The sequence below is a fragment of the Streptomyces silaceus genome (assembly GCF_001419745.1).
Taxonomy (GTDB): domain Bacteria; phylum Actinomycetota; class Actinomycetes; order Streptomycetales; family Streptomycetaceae; genus Streptomyces; species Streptomyces silaceus.
In genome coordinates this window covers 1-16,819 of the sequence record NZ_LIRJ01000471.1, presented here as the reverse complement: position 1 = coordinate 16,819, position 16,819 = coordinate 1, and the positions used below count along the sequence as shown (strand labels likewise).

Annotated in this window: 13 protein-coding genes and 1 pseudogene; 11 read left to right on the top strand and 3 right to left on the bottom strand. The window is 71.6% G+C overall.

Annotated elements, in window-relative coordinates:
* Window positions 1-342 (top strand): annotated as a pseudogene (locus AOK22_RS43265) (hypothetical protein); the annotation flags it as partial.
* A 36-nt stretch (window positions 343-378) separates the two neighbouring features.
* On the opposite strand, the gene AOK22_RS34420 reads toward AOK22_RS43265, so the two are convergent.
* Complete coding sequence (locus AOK22_RS34420) at window positions 379-1,392, bottom strand: LacI family DNA-binding transcriptional regulator (RefSeq protein ID WP_055702644.1); 1,014 nt, start codon at window positions 1,390-1,392, stop codon at window positions 379-381.
* A gap of 306 nt (window positions 1,393-1,698) precedes the next feature.
* Between AOK22_RS34420 and AOK22_RS34415 the strand changes: the two genes are divergently transcribed.
* From AOK22_RS34415 to AOK22_RS34395, 5 genes are all read left to right on the top strand, one after another.
* Window positions 1,699-2,994, top strand: a complete 1,296-nt coding sequence (locus AOK22_RS34415; protein WP_055702643.1) for an extracellular solute-binding protein — start codon at window positions 1,699-1,701, stop codon at window positions 2,992-2,994.
* A gap of 20 nt (window positions 2,995-3,014) precedes the next feature.
* A complete protein-coding gene (locus tag AOK22_RS34410; protein ID WP_079037010.1) occupies window positions 3,015-3,983 on the top strand; it encodes a carbohydrate ABC transporter permease in 969 nt (322 codons plus the stop codon).
* 71 nt (window positions 3,984-4,054) lie between these two features.
* Window positions 4,055-4,876 carry a carbohydrate ABC transporter permease gene (locus AOK22_RS34405; protein WP_244165221.1) on the top strand — a complete coding sequence of 274 codons (822 nt, stop codon included), beginning with the start codon at window positions 4,055-4,057 and terminating at the stop codon, window positions 4,874-4,876.
* Between the two features lie 33 nt (window positions 4,877-4,909).
* The gene (locus AOK22_RS34400; RefSeq protein ID WP_055702641.1) at window positions 4,910-6,175 is read left to right on the top strand and encodes a glycoside hydrolase 5 family protein; all 1,266 of its coding nucleotides are present in this window, start codon (window positions 4,910-4,912) and stop codon (window positions 6,173-6,175) included.
* 109 nt (window positions 6,176-6,284) lie between these two features.
* Window positions 6,285-9,302: an alpha-mannosidase gene (locus tag AOK22_RS34395; protein WP_055702640.1), complete on the top strand. Its 3,018-nt coding sequence runs from the start codon at window positions 6,285-6,287 to the stop codon at window positions 9,300-9,302.
* Window positions 9,303-9,328: 26 nt separating this feature from the next.
* Here AOK22_RS34395 and AOK22_RS34390 read toward each other — a convergent pair whose 3' ends face one another.
* Together AOK22_RS34390 and AOK22_RS34385 are read right to left on the bottom strand one after the other, a co-directional pair.
* Window positions 9,329-10,048, bottom strand: a complete 720-nt coding sequence (locus tag AOK22_RS34390; protein ID WP_425264105.1) for a hypothetical protein — start codon at window positions 10,046-10,048, stop codon at window positions 9,329-9,331.
* A 94-nt stretch (window positions 10,049-10,142) separates the two neighbouring features.
* Window positions 10,143-10,853 carry a FadR/GntR family transcriptional regulator gene (locus tag AOK22_RS34385; RefSeq protein ID WP_107102100.1) on the bottom strand — a complete coding sequence of 237 codons (711 nt, stop codon included), beginning with the start codon at window positions 10,851-10,853 and terminating at the stop codon, window positions 10,143-10,145.
* Window positions 10,854-11,054: 201 nt separating this feature from the next.
* On the opposite strand from AOK22_RS34385, the gene AOK22_RS34380 reads away from it, so the two are divergent.
* From AOK22_RS34380 to AOK22_RS34360, 5 genes are all read left to right on the top strand, one after another.
* On the top strand, window positions 11,055-12,137 hold the full coding sequence (locus AOK22_RS34380; protein WP_055702638.1) for a sugar ABC transporter substrate-binding protein: 1,083 nt from the start codon (window positions 11,055-11,057) through the stop codon (window positions 12,135-12,137).
* Window positions 12,134-13,711 (top strand): sugar ABC transporter ATP-binding protein, encoded by a 1,578-nt coding sequence (locus AOK22_RS34375; protein WP_055702637.1) that lies wholly within the window; start codon window positions 12,134-12,136, stop codon window positions 13,709-13,711. The genes AOK22_RS34380 and AOK22_RS34375 overlap by 4 nt, the downstream gene beginning before the upstream one ends.
* Window positions 13,704-14,753, top strand: coding sequence for an ABC transporter permease (locus tag AOK22_RS34370; RefSeq protein ID WP_055702636.1), 1,050 nt, complete (start codon window positions 13,704-13,706; stop codon window positions 14,751-14,753). Before AOK22_RS34375 ends, AOK22_RS34370 begins: the two co-directional genes overlap by 8 nt.
* Window positions 14,754-14,801: 48 nt before the next feature.
* Window positions 14,802-16,166, top strand: coding sequence for an L-fuconate dehydratase (locus AOK22_RS34365; RefSeq protein ID WP_055702635.1), 1,365 nt, complete (start codon window positions 14,802-14,804; stop codon window positions 16,164-16,166).
* Window positions 16,163-16,819: SDR family NAD(P)-dependent oxidoreductase (locus tag AOK22_RS34360; protein ID WP_055702634.1), on the top strand; the 657-nt coding region annotated here is incomplete at its 3' end. The genes AOK22_RS34365 and AOK22_RS34360, both read left to right, overlap by 4 nt.

Here is a 16,819-nt window from a genome sequence, read left to right as displayed (position 1 = left end):
TCCCACCGGGACCCTCCGCCCCCGGACCACCCGCTCCGGACCGCCCGAACAGGAGCTCTCCGCCGTGTCCTCACCCGTCTCGCCCGGGGCGGCCCCGCGCCCCGTCCGCGTGCTGCTGGTCGAGGACGACGACCTGATGCGCCGGTCGCGGGCGGCCTGTTCGGCGCCTGGGCGGTCGGCTCGCTCGCCAACGGCGCGATCGAGCAGTACTCCCTGGCGCTGCCCTGGGGGACGCTGCTCCTGGTGTGCCTGTCCTCCCTGGCGATCGGCGCGGTCGCGGCGGCGGTCCCGGCCCGCAGGGCGGCGGCGCTTGGCCCGCTGGAGGCCGCCAAGGAAGCGTGACGCCCGGTCCGGGGTCCGGCCAGGCGTGACGGACGGTCAGCTCCGGACGGGTCCCGTGCTCTCCCGCTCGATGAGCCGCGGCAGCGGCACCTGGACCGTCGCCGCGGGCCCGTCGTCCAGGAGGGCGAGCAGTTCCCGGGCCGCGGTGCGGCCGAAGGCGACGGTGTCCCGGGAGAGCGCCGTCAGCCACGGGTGCACCATGCGGCACAGCGCCGAGTCCTCCCAGGCGACGACCGAGACGTCGTCGGGGACCGCGAAGCCCAGGGAGGTCGCGGCGGCGACGCCGGCCACGGCCATCACGTCGTTGTCGTACACGAGCGCCGTCGGCGGCTCGGCGGACTCCAGGACCCGCCGGGTCGCGGCGGCGCCCTCCGCGTCCGAGTAGTCCGTCGGCACCGAACGCACCCCGGACAGGCCGCGGCTCGCCGCCTCGGCGCGCAGGGTGCGGATGCGGCGCTCGGTGTGCGCGAGGCCTTCGAGGCCCGCGATGTGGACGATGCGTCGGTGCCCGAGCGTGTGCAGATGCCCCACGACCGACGCCATCGCGCCCGCGTCGTCCGCCCAGACCGTGGACAGGCCCGGGTGTCCCGCGTCGGGGTCGGGCACGCCGCCGGTCACCACCGCGGGCAGGCCCAGTTCGTCCAGGAGCGCGGGCCGGGGATCGTCGGTGCGCGGGTCGACGACCAGGACGCCGTCCACCCGGTGCTCGGCCCACCAGCGGCGGTAGACCGCGCACTCGGCCGTCACATCCTCCACCACCTGGAACAGCAGCCCCAGGTGCCGCTCCGCCAGGACCTCCTGGATGCCCGAGATGAGCTGCAGGAAGAACGAGTCGACGCCCAGCGTCTCCGCCGGGCGCGCCACCACCAGGCCCACCGTCGCCGAGCCCTCGCCGGACAGGGCGCGCGCCGCCGTGCTGGGCCGCCAGCCCAGCTGCTCGGCGACCCTGCGCACCCGGTCGCGGGTGATGGCGGAGACGCCGGGGCGGTCGTTGAGCGCGAACGAGACGGCGCTCTCGGAGACCCCGGCGCGGCGCGCGATGTCCTTCATGGTCGGTCTGCGCGCCGGTGACCGCTTGCCTTGCACCCGATGCCCCTTTCCTGGCGCCCGTGCACTAATGCGCTTGAGCGGGCCGACTCTAAAGCGCATTAGTCGTTTGCCGCAAGACCTTCAACGCGCCTTTCTGACCTGGGAGGTTACTGGCATGTTCGGGCGATCACAGATATCGATCCAAGCCAATCCATTGACTTTTAATCGCCGTTGCGTGCAGGGTCTGCCTCGGCGTGGATTGCCCCGGCTCGGACGGCCGCAGTCACCGCCGCCTCACGCTGGGCCGAGCAAAGGAGCCGTTTCACCGTGCGTATCTCCCGCATCCCCCGCAGAGCGGTCGCCGCAGGCGCCGTCCTCGCCGTCCTGCTGCCGTTGAGCGCCTGTGGCGACGGCGGTGACGGCGGCTCCACGGACGCGTCGGGGAAGATCGAAGGCAAGATCACCTTCCAGACCTGGAACCTGAAGGCCAACTTCAAGGACTACTTCGAGGGCGTCGTCGACGAGTTCGAGAAGAAGTACCCCGGCACCGAGGTGAACTGGATCGACCAGCCCGGCGAGGGCTACGCCGACAAGATCAGCGCCGACGCCGCCGCGGGCACGCTGCCCGACGTCGTGAACGTCTCGCCCGACCTCGTCGCCCCGCTCGCGAAGGCGGGCCTGGCCCTCGACCTCGGCAAGGCCGCGGGGAAGTACGAGAAGGAGTACCTGCCCGGGGCGTGGAAGAGCCACCGGATACCGGGCATGGACGGCACGTACGCCTTCCCCTGGTACCTGAACACCGGGCCGCTCTTCTACAACAAGCGGCTGTTCAAGGACGCCGGGCTGGACGAGAACAAGCCGCCCAAGACGTTCGACGAACTCTTCGACCAGTCGATGCGGCTGGCGAAGAAGAGCGGCGGCAAGACGGCCACGCTCGCCAACGTCCCCGCCATCGAGGACTTCGGCCGCTACGGCGTGCCGCTGATGAACAAGGAGGGCACCGGCTTCACCTTCAACGACGCGAAGGGCGTCGAACTCCTCACCGAGTACAAGAAGTTGTACGACGCGAAGGCGCTGGACGGGCAGGCCCTGACCGCCACCCCGGAGTCGACGGGCAAGAAGTTCCTCACCGAGGCCGTGGCCATGAACCCCGGCAGCGCCCTGGACCTGGAGAGGTTCAAGAAGGACGCGCCCTCGCTCTACAAGAACATCGGCATCACCCCGCAGATCAGCAGTACCGGCAAGGACAACATGTACGTGATGGGCGTGATGGTGAACGCCCGCACCAAGCAGACGCCGGCCGCCGTCGCCTTCGCGCACTTCGTCACCGACGCCGAGCACCAGATGGAGTTCGCCAAGAAGGTCGCGATCTTCCCGAGCACGAAGGGCTCCCTGGACGACCCGTACTTCACCAAGGAGGACGGCAAGGAGGAGACGCGGGTGCGCGTCGCCGCCGCCAAGTCCATCAAGACCGCGGTGAACTACACGCCCGTGCTCTTCAGCGAGCAGATGAAGGTCGAGCTGCGCAACGCCGTCGCCAAGGCGCTGCAGGGCAAGGAGACCCCCAAGGAAGCACTTGACAACGCTGTCAAGAACTGCGACCGGCTGCTCCAGACGAGCTGAGGGCAGGGACCCGTACGACCATGAAGAGCCCCAGCACCACCCACGCCACCCCGGCCGACGCCCCCGCGGCACCTCCCGCGCCCCGCACCTCCACCCCCGAGGGGCGCGGCGGGGGCCGCATCCGGCGCCAACTGCCCACCAGCCCCTGGCTGTTCGCGGCGCCCGGCCTCGCGATCGTCGGCATCTTCATCCTCTATCCGTTCATCAGCACGCTCATCAACTCCTTCACCGACAAACGCACGCTGATCGAGGGGAAGTTCGTCGGCTTCGACAACTTCCGTGAGCTGTGGCACGACGAGATGTTCTGGATCGGACTGCGCAACAGCGTGCTGTACGTCGTCGGGGTCGTCCCCGCGCTCGTGCTGCTGCCGCTGCTGCTCGCGATGCTCGTCCAGAAGCACATCCCCGGCATCACCTTCTTCCGGTCCGCCTTCTACACCCCGGTGGTCGCCTCGATCGTCGTCGTCGGACTGATCTGGGTGTGGATGCTCGACGAACGGGGCCTGGTCAACGCGGTCCTCGAGGCCGTCGGCGTCGGCAAGGTCGGCTTCCTGAGCGACGAGTGGCTGCTGCTCTTCAGCGCCATGGCCGTCACGGTCTGGAAGGGCCTCGGCTACTACATGATCATTTATCTCGCGGCGCTCGCCAACGTGCCGCGCGAGCTCCACGAGGCGGCGGCGGTCGACGGCGCGGGAGCGGTGCGCCGCTTCTTCTCCGTCACCGTGCCCGCCGTGCGCTCCACCATGGTCCTCGTCGCCGCGCTCTCCTCGGTCGCCGCCTTCAAGGTGTTCTCCGAGGTGTACCTGATGGCGGGCCCCACCGGCGGCCCGGCCGGCGAGGACACCACGCTCGTGATGCTGGTGCAGCGCGTCGGCACCGGTCTGACCGGGCGGGTCGGCTACGCCTCGGCCATCTCGGTCGTCGTCTTCGTCGTCACCGTCGCGCTGATGCTGCTCGTGCTGCGGGCGGACCGGAAGGAGGACGCGTGAGCGCCACCGACCACGCGGCAGACACCAAGTCCCGGCGCCGGCCGCGCGTCACCGACGAGAACGGCCGCCGGATGCCCGTGTGGGAGATCGTCCTGCGCTACGGCCTCCTGCTCGCCGTACTCGCCCTGATGATCGGCCCGTTCCTCTGGCAGCTCTCCACGTCCCTGAAGGGCCCGCACGAGAACATCTTCAACTCCCCGCCGAAGTTCCTGCCCTCCGACCCGACCCTCCACAACTACGAGCGCGTCGCCGACACCATCCCCGTCTGGGACTACGCGCTCAACTCCCTGAAGGTGGCCGCCGCCAACGTCGTCACCAACTGCGTCGGCGCGACCCTCGCCGGATTCGCCCTGGCACGCCTGCGCTACCGCGGCCGCAAGGCGGCCACGATCGTCTTCGTCCTGGCGATGCTCGTGCCCGTCGAGGGCATCATCATCGCCCAGTTCACGACCATGCGTGAGCTCGGCCTGAACAACACCCTCATCGGGGTGCTGCTGCCCGGCTGCGTCTCCGCGCTCAACGTCCTGCTGATGCGCAACGCCTTCCTGAACGTGCCCTACGAGATCGAGGAGGCCGCGTTCGTCGACGGCGCCAACGTCTGGCAGCGGTTCGCGCGCATCGCGCTGCCCGCGGTCAAGGGCACCCTCGCCGTCGTCGCGATCTTCGCGTTCATGGGCGCCTGGGACGACTTCCTGTGGCCGCTGATCGTGCTGAGCGACCCGGACCGGTTCACGCTCACCATCGGCCTGAACTACCTGCACGGCACGTTCGCCAACGACGAGCGCCTCGTCGCCGCGGGCACGGTCATCGCCGTGCTCCCGCTGATCGTCCTCTTCGCCTGTCTGCAGCGGTACTTCTTCCGCGGCGTCGGCGAGGGCGCGGTCAAGGGCTGACCCCGTTCGTCCCCTCCAGAACCAGGATCCTCATTGCCTTCCGCACCGTCCTCCGCAGCCCCGTCGGGCACGCCGCGCTTCGGCGCCAACTACACTCCCGCGCAAGGGTGGTTCCACCACTGGCTCGACTTCGACCTCGACGCCGTGCGCGCCGACCTCGACGCGATCGCCGCGCTCGGCCTCGACCACATCCGGGTCTTCCCGATCTGGCCGTACTTCCAGCCCAACCGCACCCTGATCCGCCCCCGCGCCGTCGACCAGCTGGTCCGGCTCGCCAACGCCGCCGCCGAACGGGGCCTCGACGTCAACGTCGACGGCCTCCAGGGCCATCTGTCCAGCTTCGACTTCCTGCCCGCGTGGACACAGACCTGGCACCGGCGGAACATCTTCACCGACCCGGACGTGATCTCCGGGCAGGCCGCGTACCTGCGCACGCTGGCCGCCGCGCTCGCCGACCGGCCGAACTTCATCGGCATGACCATCGGCAACGAGATCAACCAGTTCTCGGCGGGCCCGCACCCCGACCCGGACCGCGTCACCGAGGAGCAGGCGGACAGCTGGCTGCGGACCGTCCTCGCCGCCTGCGAGGAGGGCGCCCCCGGCAAGCTGCACGTGCACGCCGAGTACGACGCGGCCTGGTACCAGGACGACCAGCCGTTCACCCCCGCCCAGGCGGCCCGGCTCGGCGGGGCGACCGCCGTGCACTCGTGGGTGTTCAACGGCACGGCCCAGCGCCACGGGCGCACCGGCACGGCGACGCGGCAGCACGCGGCGTACATGATCGAGCTGTCCAAGGCCTGGGCGGACGACCCCCGCCGCCCCGTCTGGCTCCAGGAGGTCGGCGCGCCCGCGCCCCTGATCCCCGCCGAACACGCGGCGGAGTTCACCGAGGAGACGGTCGCCGCCGCGCTCGACTGCCAGGACGTGTGGGGCGTGACGTGGTGGTGCTCGCACGACGTCTCGCGGGACCTCGCGGACTTCCCCGAACTGGAGTACAGCCTCGGCCTGCTGACCAACGACGGCAAGGTCAAGCCCGCGGGTGCGGCGATCGCCCGGATCGCCGAGGAGTGGCGCGGGCGCGTGTACGCGCCGGCGGTCCGGACCACCGCGGTGGTCGTGGACGACGCGCCCTCGCGGCGGTCCGCGTGTGCCCCCGGCGGGGTGCTCTTCGAGGCGTTCGCCCGCCTCGCGGCGGACGGGGTGCGGCCGACGGCCGTGCTCGCGAGCCGGGCCGCCGACACGGAGCATCTTGCCGCGCGGGGCATTCGCGAGGTGCTGCTGCCGCAGGACGTCGGGTAGGCGCTCCGACGGCCGCCCGCCACGGGGCTCCGCCCCGGACCCCGCTCCTCACACGCCGGAGGGGCTGGATTGTGCCCCTTCACCGATCGACCCACCCGGGAGACCCCTCATGCATGACGACCGCACCCTGGTCGAGGCCCGACTCAAGCGCGTTCTCGACGAGCGCATCAGGCCCGCCGTGTACCCCGCCTCCGTGCCGCTCGACGTCGCCGTGTGGAACGCGCCGGGCGAGCCCGTCCCCGTGGCCGAAGGCCTCGCCGCCGAGCCCGCGCCGACCGCGGTCGGCGAGAAGTGGGGTGCGCCCTGGGGCACCAGCTGGTTCCGGGTGAACGGGACGGTGCCGAAGGAGTGGGCGGGCAGGACCGTCGAGGCCGTCCTGGACCTCGGCTTCGACGAGAACATGCCCGGCTTCCAGTGCGAGGGCCTCGTCTACCGCCCCGACGGCACCCCCGTGAAGGGCCTCAACCCGCGCAACCAGTGGGTGCGGATCGCCGCTCCCGCCGAGGGCGGCGAAGAGGTGCGGCTGCACATCGAGGCCGCCTCCAACCCCGTCATCCTCGACTACCACCCCTTCCTGCCCACCCGGCTCGGCGACAAGGAGACCGCGGGCGACGAGCCCCAGTACACGCTGGAGCGCATGGACCTCGCCGTCTTCGACGAGACCGTGTGGCAGCTCGTCATCGACCTCGAAGTGCTCGGCGAGCTCATGCAGGAGCTGCCCGCCGACTCCGGACGGCGCTACGACATCGTGCGCGCGGTCGGCCGCGCGCTCGACGCCGTCGACCTCCAGGACGTGAACGGCTCTGCCGCCGCCGCGCGCGCCCGGCTGGAAGGCGTGCTCACCACCCCCGCCGAGCCCTCCGCGCACCGCATCAGCGCCGTCGGCCACGCGCACATCGACTCCGCGTGGCTGTGGCCGCTGCGCGAGACGGTGCGCAAGGTGGCGCGCACGACCTCCAACATGACCGCGCTCCTGGAGGACGAGCCGGACTTCGTGTTCGCCATGTCCCAGGCGCAGCAGTGGGCGTGGATCAAGGAGCACCGCCCCGAGGTGTGGGCGAAGGTCAAGAAGGCCGTCGCCGACGGACGGTTCGTGCCCACCGGCGGCATGTGGGTCGAGTCCGACACGAACATGCCGGGCTCGGAGGCGATGGCCCGTCAGTTCGTGCACGGCAAGCGGTTCTTCCTCGACGAGTTCGGCGTCGAGAACGACGAGGCGTGGCTGCCCGACACCTTCGGCTTCGCGGCCGGCCTGCCGCAGATCATCAAGGCGGCCGGCTCCAAGTGGCTGCTCACCCAGAAGATCTCCTGGTCGCAGACCAACCGCTTCCCGCACCACACCTTCAACTGGGAGGGCATCGACGGCACCCGCATCTTCACGCACTTCCCGCCCGTCGACACCTACAACTGCTCGATGAAGGGCAGCGAGATCGCCCACGCGGCGAAGAACTTCAAGGACAAGGGCGTGGCCCGGCACTCCCTGGCGCCCACCGGCTGGGGCGACGGAGGCGGCGGCACCACCCGCGAGATGATCGCCAAGGCCGCTCGCCTGCGCGACCTCGAAGGCTCGGCGACCGTCCAGTGGGAGACGCCGGAGCAGTTCTTCGAGAAGGCCGAAGCCGAGTACCCGAACCCGCCGGTGTGGGTCGGTGAGCTCTACCTGGAGCTGCACCGCGCCACGCTCACCAGCCAGGCCGGCACCAAGCAGGGCAACCGCAGGAGCGAGCACCTGCTGCGCGAGGCCGAGCTGTGGGCCGCCACCGCCGCCGTGCGCTGCCCCGAATTCGCCTACCCCTACGAGCAGTTGGACCGCATCTGGAAGACGGTGCTGCTCCACCAGTTCCACGACATCCTGCCCGGCTCGTCCATCGCCTGGGTGCACCGCGAGGCCCGTGCCACGTACGCGGCGCTCGCGCAGGAGCTGACCGGCATCGTCGACAAGGCGCAGCGCGCCCTGGCGGGCGAGGGCACCGCGGCCCTGGTGTTCAACTCCACGCCGCACACCCGCGACGGCGTCCCGGCCGGCGCCGCCCGCCCCGCCGCGATCGGCGGCCAGTCGGCGATCGCGACCCGCGCCGAGGGCGGCTACGTCCTCGACAACGGCCTGCTGCGGGTGGAGATCGACGCGCGCGGCCTGGTCGTCTCCGCGTACGACCTGGTGGCCGACCGCGAGACCGTCGCGCCCGGCCGCGCGGCGAACCTGCCGCAGATCCACGCCGACTTCCCGAACATGTGGGACGCGTGGGACGTCGACGAGTTCTACCGCAACACCGTCACCGACCTCGTCGAGGCCGAGACGGTCGAGCCGGGCGAGGGCGCCTCGGTCCGCGTGGTGCGGGCCTTCGGCGACTCGCGGCTCACCCAGGTCCTCTCGCTCGCGCCCGGCGCGCGGCGCCTGGACATCGACACCGAGGTCGACTGGCACGAGACGGAGAAGTTCCTCAAGCTCGCCTTCCCGCTGGACGTCCACGCGGAGCGGTACGCGTCGGAGACCCAGTTCGGGCACTTCTACCGCGCCACGCACACCAACACCAGCTGGGAGGCCGCCAAGTTCGAGGCCTGCAACCACCGCTTCGTGCACATCGAGGAGCCGGGCTGGGGCGTCGCGCTGGTCAACGACTCCACGTACGGCCATGACGTGACCCGCACGGTCCGCGCCGAGGACTCCGGCACGACCACCACCCTGCGCGTCTCCCTGCTGCGCGCCCCGCGCTTCCCCGACCCCGAGACCGACCAGGGCGTGCACCGCTTCCGGCACGCGCTGGTGCCGGGCGCGGCGATCGGCGACGCGGTGCGGGAGGGCTACCGGATCAACCTGCCGGAGCGTCGGGTGGCCGGCGGCTCGGAGGTCGCGCCGCTGGTCACGGTCGACGACGACGCCGTGGTCGTCACCGCGGTCAAGCTCGCCGACGACGGCAGCGGCGACGTGGTCGTCCGCTTCCACGAGTCGCGCGGCGGCCGGGCGAAGGCCACGCTGACGGCCGGGTTCTCGGCGGGCTCGGTCGCGGTGACCGACCTGCTGGAGCGGCCGCTGGACGGGGTGGCGGCGCCGGAACTCGCGGACGACGCGGTGACGGTGACGCTGCGTCCGTTCGAGCTGGTGACGCTGCGGTTCACGCGCGGCTGACCCCCGCCTGTCGTCGGTCGCGCCCGTCAGTCGCTCCCGTCGGTCCGCAGCCATACGCGCAGCGGGCCGACGGGGGCGAAGCCCTGGCGCAGCGCGGCCGCCAGGTCGTCGCCGCCCTCGTACCCGACGACCGGCAGCTCCGGCCACAGGCGGGCCGTGGCCGCGAGGCAGGAGCGCCAGGCGGTGTCCAGGTCGTCGTCGGCGGCGAAGAGGTTCGAGACGCCGACGGCTCCGGCGGCGGAGTGGGCGACGGCACCCGCGGTGATGCGTCCCGCCTCGGTTCCCGCGAGGAAGACCGCGCCGTCGTCGAGCAGCCGGGGCAGGAAGAGCCGCTCGTCGTCCGTGTCGTCACCGGCCCAGGCGGCTTCCCAGGCGGACAGCGCGTCGGCGCCGGTGAGCGGTTCCCAGCGGGGCGCCGGAGCGGCCGGCTCCCCGCCGGGCCGGTGGATCCACCCCGCCTCGAACAGCACCTCGAAGCCCGCCCCGGAGAGGTCGAGCGTCGCGAAGCTGTCCTTGACGGAGGCGCCGGGTGACGTGACGTCGATGCGCGCCAGGACGTCCTCGGCCGTGGCCTCGGGCGCGAGCGTCACGGCGTCGGGATACAGCGGGGGAGTACGACGGGGACTGCTCCACACACTCCCTTCGACCGCGCCCGGCACCCCATGGGAGCGGCAGACGGCGTCGCACCACTCGGCGTTGTTGCGTACGGCGGCGGTCAGGTAGGGGGTGGTGCGCGGGTCAGTGATCACGCGGGGATGCTGCCAGAGCCGTTCGGCATCCGTCGCCCGAATTTCGCCGGTGGCCGCCGTGCCGCGCCCCTCGCCGTCCGGTGCCGCCTCCTCACCCGTCCAACTGCGACCGCAGCCACTCCTCGACCTCGCCGACGTGTGCCGCCGCCGCGGCCCGTGCCGCCTCCGGGTCGCGGGCGACGAGCGCGCGGTGGATGCGGGCGTGCTCGCGGCGCGTACGCTCGAAGGCGCCCTCCTCCTGATAGCCGCGCCAGACGCGCGCGCGGAACGTCCGCGAGGACAGGCCCTCCAGGATCGCCGCCATCGTGTCGTTGCCGGCCGCCAGCGCGATCGTGCGGTGGAACGCGAGGTCGTGCGCGAGGATCTCCTCGGGATCGTCCGTCGCGTTCATCGCCTCCAGGTGCTTCTCGACATCGGCCAGTTGGTCCGGTGAGATGCGTGCGGCGGCCGTCGCCGTCGCCGTCGACTCCAGCACCCGCCGCACTTCGAGCAGCTCCACGAGCCGCGGCCCGCGCGAGAGGTCGGCGACGACCCCGAACGTCTCCAGGAGGTCGCCCGCCTCCAGCTGTGTGACGTAGATGCCGGAGCCGTGCCGGGCCTCCAGGACGCCGAGCACCGTCAGCGCGCGGATCGCCTCCCGCATCGAACTGCGCGAGATGCCCAGCTGGGCGGCCAAGTCCCGTTCGGTGGGCAGGCGTTGGCCCGGCTCCAGGCGGCCCTCGCCGATCATCGCCTTGATCTGCTCGATGGCCCGCTGCGTCACGGTGCCCTTCTGCGGGGCGGACTGGTCTGGCTGGTCCACGTAACGCTCCTCCACTGGCCGGGTGCGCCGCAGTCTAGCCAGAGATGTGGTCCGACCACTACGGCCGGAAACCGCGAAAAGTTGGCGACGAGGGGTGTCGACGGTGCCAAGTGGTCTGATAAATATTCGCGTCATCGGGTCTTCGGGGCCCCGCTCGATCCACTCGATCCCGTTCGTCCCCGCTCGGTGAGGAGCTGTCAGATGGCCGGCAGGAAAGTGCGCAACAGGCCCAGCAGGATGGGACGTTCGCGGGCGGTGCGCGTCGCGGCCGCTGCCGCCTGCGCCTCCCTCGTGCTCGCCGCGTGCGGCAGCACGAAGGACACCGCGTCGCCCGGGTCCGGGGGCGGCGGAGAGGGCAAGGTCGGAGTGATCCTGCCCCTGCTGACCTCGCCGTTCTGGCAGTCCTACAACGACTACGTGCCGAAGATGGCGACGTCCGAGGACGTCGACGCGCTGAAGACCGTCAACTCCAACAGCGACCCCTCGCAGCAGATCACCGACATCAACAACCAGCTGAACCAGGGCGTGAAGGGGCTCGTCGTCGCGCCGCTCGACAGCGCCGCGATATCCGCCGGCCTCGACCAGGCCGAGCGCAAGGGCGTCCCCGTGGTGGCCGTCGACGTCGCGCCCGAGAAGGGCAAGGTCGCGATGGTCGTGCGGGCCGACAACGTCGCGTACGGCGAGAAGGCCTGTGACTACCTCGGCAAACAGGTCGGGAGCGGCAAGGTCGTACAGATCATGGGCGACCTGGCGTCCGTCAACGGCCGTGAGCGGTCCGAGGCCTTCCGCTCCTGCGTGAAGAAGAAGTACCCGAAGCTCAAGGTCCTGGAGATCCCCGCCAAGTGGGAGTCCGACACCGCGGCCTCCAAGCTGGACACGCTCCTGAACTCCCACCCCGACCTCAAGGGCGTCTACCTGCAGGCCGGCGGCGTGTACCTCGCGCCCACCCTGCAGACCCTCAAGTCCAAGGGGATGCTCAAGAAGGCGGGCCAGAAGGGCCACATCACCGTCGTCTCCAACGACGGGATCCCACAGGAGTTCGACGCGATCCGCAAGGGCCAGATCGACGCGACCGTCTCGCAGCCCGCCGACGCCTACGCCAAGTACGGCATGTACTACATCAAGGCCGCGATGAACGGGAAGAAGTTCAAGCCCGGACCGACCGACCACGACTCCGAGATCGTCGAGCTGCCCAGCGGCATCCTGGAGGACCAGCTGCCCGCCCCGCTGGTCACCAAGGAGAACGTCGACGACGCCAAGCTGTGGGGCAACTCGGTCCAATGACTACCCCGACGACCACGCCCCCCACCGGCCGGGCCGACGCGCCCCCGCTCGTCGAGGCCTCCGGCATCGTGAAACGGTACGGCCCCACCGTCGCCCTGCGCGACGGCCGCCTGACCGTCCTGCCCGGCGAGTCCCACGCCCTCGTCGGGCGCAACGGCGCGGGCAAGTCCACCCTCGTCACCGTCCTCACCGGGCTCCAGGCGCCGGACGAGGGCACCGTCCGCTTCGACGGCGAACCCGCGCCGCCGCTCACCGACCGCGACGCCTGGCGCCGCAAGGTCGCCTGCGTCTACCAGAAGCCCACCGTCGTCCCCGAACTGACCGTCGCCGAGAACCTCTTCATCAACCGGCAGCCCGAGGGCCGCGGCGGCTTCATCAGCTGGCGCAGGCTGCGCACCGAGGCCGCGCAAGTCCTCGACACCTGGGACGTCCGCGTCGACCCCGAGGCCCGCACCGCCGACCTCAAGGTCGAGGACCGCCACATGGTGGAGATCGCACGGGCGCTCAGCTTCGGCGCCCGTTTCATCGTCCTCGACGAGCCGACCGCGCAGCTCGACAACCGCGAGATCGAGCGCCTCTTCACGCGCATGCGCACCCTCCAGGAGTCCGGCGTCACCTTCCTCTTCATCTCGCACCACCTCCAGGAGGTGTACGAGGTGTGCCAGACCGTCACCGTGCTGCGCGACGCCCGCTGGATCACCACCGCACCCGTCGCCGAACTCCCGCGCGGCGCCCTGGTGGAGGCCATGGCGGGCGAGGTCATCGCCGAACAGGCCGAGGCCGAGAGGGCCGTCGCCCGCACCGAGGTCCCCGCCGACGCCCCCGTGGTGCTCGACGTCGAGGGTCTGACCGGCGCGTCGTACGCCGGCATCGACCTGACCGTCCGCGAGGGCGAGGTCGTCGGCCTCGCCGGATCCAGCGGCAGTGGCAAGATCAACCTCGCGGAGAGCTTCGCGGGGCTGCACACGCCGACCTCCGGCACCGCTCGACTCGACGGCCGGGCCCTGCCGTTCGGCGATGTCACCGCGGCCCTGCGCGCCGGCGTCGGCTGCGTCCCGCGCGACCGCCACGACCAGGGCCTCGTCTTCGGCATGTCGATCGGCGACAACGCCACGATGAGCGTCCTCGACCGGCTCGGCCGCCGCGGGTTCATCGGCACCGACACCAGGCGCCGCTTCGCCGGCGAGCTCATCGACCGCCTCGACATCCACGCCGAGGGCCCCGACCAGCCCGTCTCCGACCTCTCCGGCGGCAACGCCCAGAAGGTCGTCATGGCGCGCGCCCTCGCCTCCGGGCCGCGCCTGCTCGTCCTGATCAACCCCACCGCGGGCGTCGACGTGAAGTCCAAGGAGTCCCTGCTCGCCCGTGTGGACAACGCCCGCGAGGACGGCACCGCCGTGCTCGTCGTCTCCGACGAACTGGACGACCTGCGCCGCTGCGACCGCGTCCTGGTCCTCTTCCACGGCCGGATCGTGGCGGAGCACGCGGCGGGCTTCCACGACCACGAGCTGATCGCCTCCATCGAAGGGGTCACCGCACACGAACCAGAGGGAGCTGACCGAGACCGTGGCTGACATCAAGGCCCCGTCGGCCTCACCGACCACCGCCGACACCGGCGTCGCGAAAGCGGGCAACGCCCGCGCCCAGGCGCGCTCCGTCCTGATCCGCCGGGCCCGCGAACTCGCCCTCGTGCCCGCCCTGCTGCTGCTCATGCTGCTCGGCGCGCTCGTCAACGACTCGTTCCTGACCGAGCGGAACCTCATCTCCATCCTCGGCGCGTCCGCCGCGCTCGCCATGGTCGTCCTCGCCGAGTCGCTCGTCCTCATCACCGGCAAGTTCGATCTGTCCCTGGAGTCCGTCGTCGGCATCGCGCCCGCCCTCGGCGCGCTGCTCGTCCTGCCCGCCGCGCAGGCCGGGTTCGGCACGGACCTGCCCGCCGCCGTGGGCCTCCTCGCGATCCTGCTCGTCGGCGCGGTCATCGGCGCCTTCAACGGCGTACTCGTGGTGAAGCTCAAGCTGAACGCCTTCATCGTGACGCTCGCCATGCTCATCGTGCTGCGCGGCCTGCTCGTCGGAGCGACCAAGGGCAAGACCCTCTTCGGCATGCCCGACGCCTTCTACACCCTCGCCACCTCGACGTTCCTGACCATCCCGCTGTCGGTGTGGCTCGCGGCCGTCGCCTTCGGCGTCGCGGGGTTCGTCCTCAAGTACCACCGGGTGGGCCGCGCGCTGTACGCGATCGGCGGCAACGCGGACGCGGCGCGCGCCGCCGGCATCCGCGTAGAGCGCGTCATGCTCGGCGTGTTCGTCGTCGCCGGCGCCCTCGCTGCCGTCGGCGGTCTGATGCAGACCGGCTACGTCGGCGCGATCAACGCCAACCAGGGCCAGAACATGATCTTCACGGTGTTCGCGGCCGCGGTCATCGGCGGCATCAGCCTCGACGGCGGCAAGGGCACCATGTTCGGAGCCCTCACCGGCGTCCTGCTCCTCGGCGTCGTACAGAACCTGCTCACGCTCGCCCAGGTGCCGTCCTTCTGGATCCAGGCCATCTACGGCGGAATCATCCTGGTCGCCCTCATGATCGCGCGCGTCACCACCGGCCGCGCACAGGACTGACCCGCCACCGGTCCGCCGCTTCCCCGCACCCTTCCGGAAAGGCCTCCTGTGTCCCCGACTCCCGCCCGCGTCACCGCGGTCGACACCTACGACATACGGTTCCCGACCTCCCGGGAACTGGACGGATCCGACGCGATGAACCCGGATCCCGACTACTCCGCCGCCTACGTGGTGCTGCGCACCGACGCGGGCGACGGCATCGAGGGACACGGCTTCACCTTCACCATCGGGCGCGGCAACGACGTCCAGGTCGCCGCGATCCAGTCGCTGCGCCACCACGTCGTCGGCCGCTTCGTCGACGAGCTCTGCGCCGACCCCGGCACCGTCAACCGCGACCTCATCGGCGACAGCCAGCTGCGCTGGCTCGGCCCCGAGAAGGGCGTGATGCACATGGCGATCGGCGCGGTCGTCAACGCCGTCTGGGACCTCGCGGCGAAGCGGGCGGGCAAGCCCCTGTGGCAGTTCCTCGCCGACGCCACGCCCGAATGGCTCGTCTCCCAGGTCGACTTCCGCTACATCGCCGACGCCCTCACCCGCGAGGACGCCCTCGCGCTGCTGCGCGCCGGACGCGAGGGCGCCGCCGGACGCGAGGCCGCCCTGCGGGAGCACGGCTTCCCCGGCTACACCACCTCGCCGGGCTGGCTCGGCTACAGCGACGAGAAGCTCACCCGCCTCGCCCGCCGGGCCGTCGCGGACGGCTTCACGCAGATCAAGCTGAAGGTCGGCGCGGACCTCGCGGACGACGTCCGGCGCTGCCGCACCGCCCGCGAGGCCATCGGCCCGGACATCCGCATGGCGATCGACGCCAACCAGCGCTGGAACGTCGACGAGGCGGTCCGCTGGACGCGGGCGCTCGCCGAGTTCGACCCCTACTGGATCGAGGAGCCCACCAGCCCGGACGACATCCTCGGCCACGCCGCGATCCGCACGGCCGTCGCCCCCGTCAAGGTCGCCACCGGCGAGCACGTCCAGAACCGCATCGTCTTCAAACAGCTCCTCCAGGCGGGCGCCATCGACGTCCTCCAGATCGACGCGGCCCGCGTCGGCGGCGTCAACGAGAACCTCGCGATCCTGCTGCTCGCCGCCCAGTTCGGCGTCCCCGTCTGCCCGCACGCGGGCGGCGTCGGCCTGTGCGAGCTCGTCCAGCACCTGTCGATGTTCGACTACGTCGCGCTCGCGGGCAGCACCGAGAACCGCGTCATCGAGTACGTCGACCACCTCCACGAACACTTCACCGACCCCGTCGTGATGCGCGCGGGCCACTACACGGCCCCGACCGCACCCGGCTTCTCGGCGACCATGCGGGCCGAGTCCGTCGCCGAGTTCACCTATCCGGGCGGCACGTTCTGGGCCGCCGACCTCGCGGGCGCCCCTTCGCCGGGCCTCGCACGGGACAAGGGAGCAGCCGCATGACCGACTTCCAGGGGCGCAGGGCCCTGGTCACCGGCGGGGCGTCCGGCATCGGCCGGGCCACCGCGGAGCTCCTCGCCGCCCGCGGCGCCGAGGTGGCCGTCCTCGACCTCGACCCCGGTGGCGTGGAGAAGCCGCTGCGCGGCTACGCCGCCGACGTCACCGACGACGCGTCCGTACGCGCGGCGGTCGCGTCGGCCGCCGCCGACCTCGGCGGACTCGACGTCCTGGTCAACAACGCGGGCATCGGCGCGCAGGGCACCGTCGAGGACAACGACGACGCCCAGTGGCACTCCGTCCTGGACGTCAACGTCCTCGGGATCGTCCGCACGACCCGCGCCGCCCTGCCCCACCTGCGCGCCGCCGCCGTGTCGGGCGACGGGGGCGCGGCGATCGTGAACACCTGCTCCATCGCCGCGACCGCGGGCCTGCCGCAGCGCGCCCTGTACTCGGCGTCGAAGGGGGCGGTGCTCTCCCTCACCCTCGCCATGGCCGCCGACCACGTCCGGGAGGGCATCCGCGTCAACTGCGTGAACCCGGGCACCGTCGACACCCCGTGGGTCGGCCGCCTCCTGGACGCGGCCCCCGACCCGGCCGCCGAACGGGCCGCGCTCCAGGCCCGCCAGCCCACCGGACGGCTCGTCGGCGCCGACGAG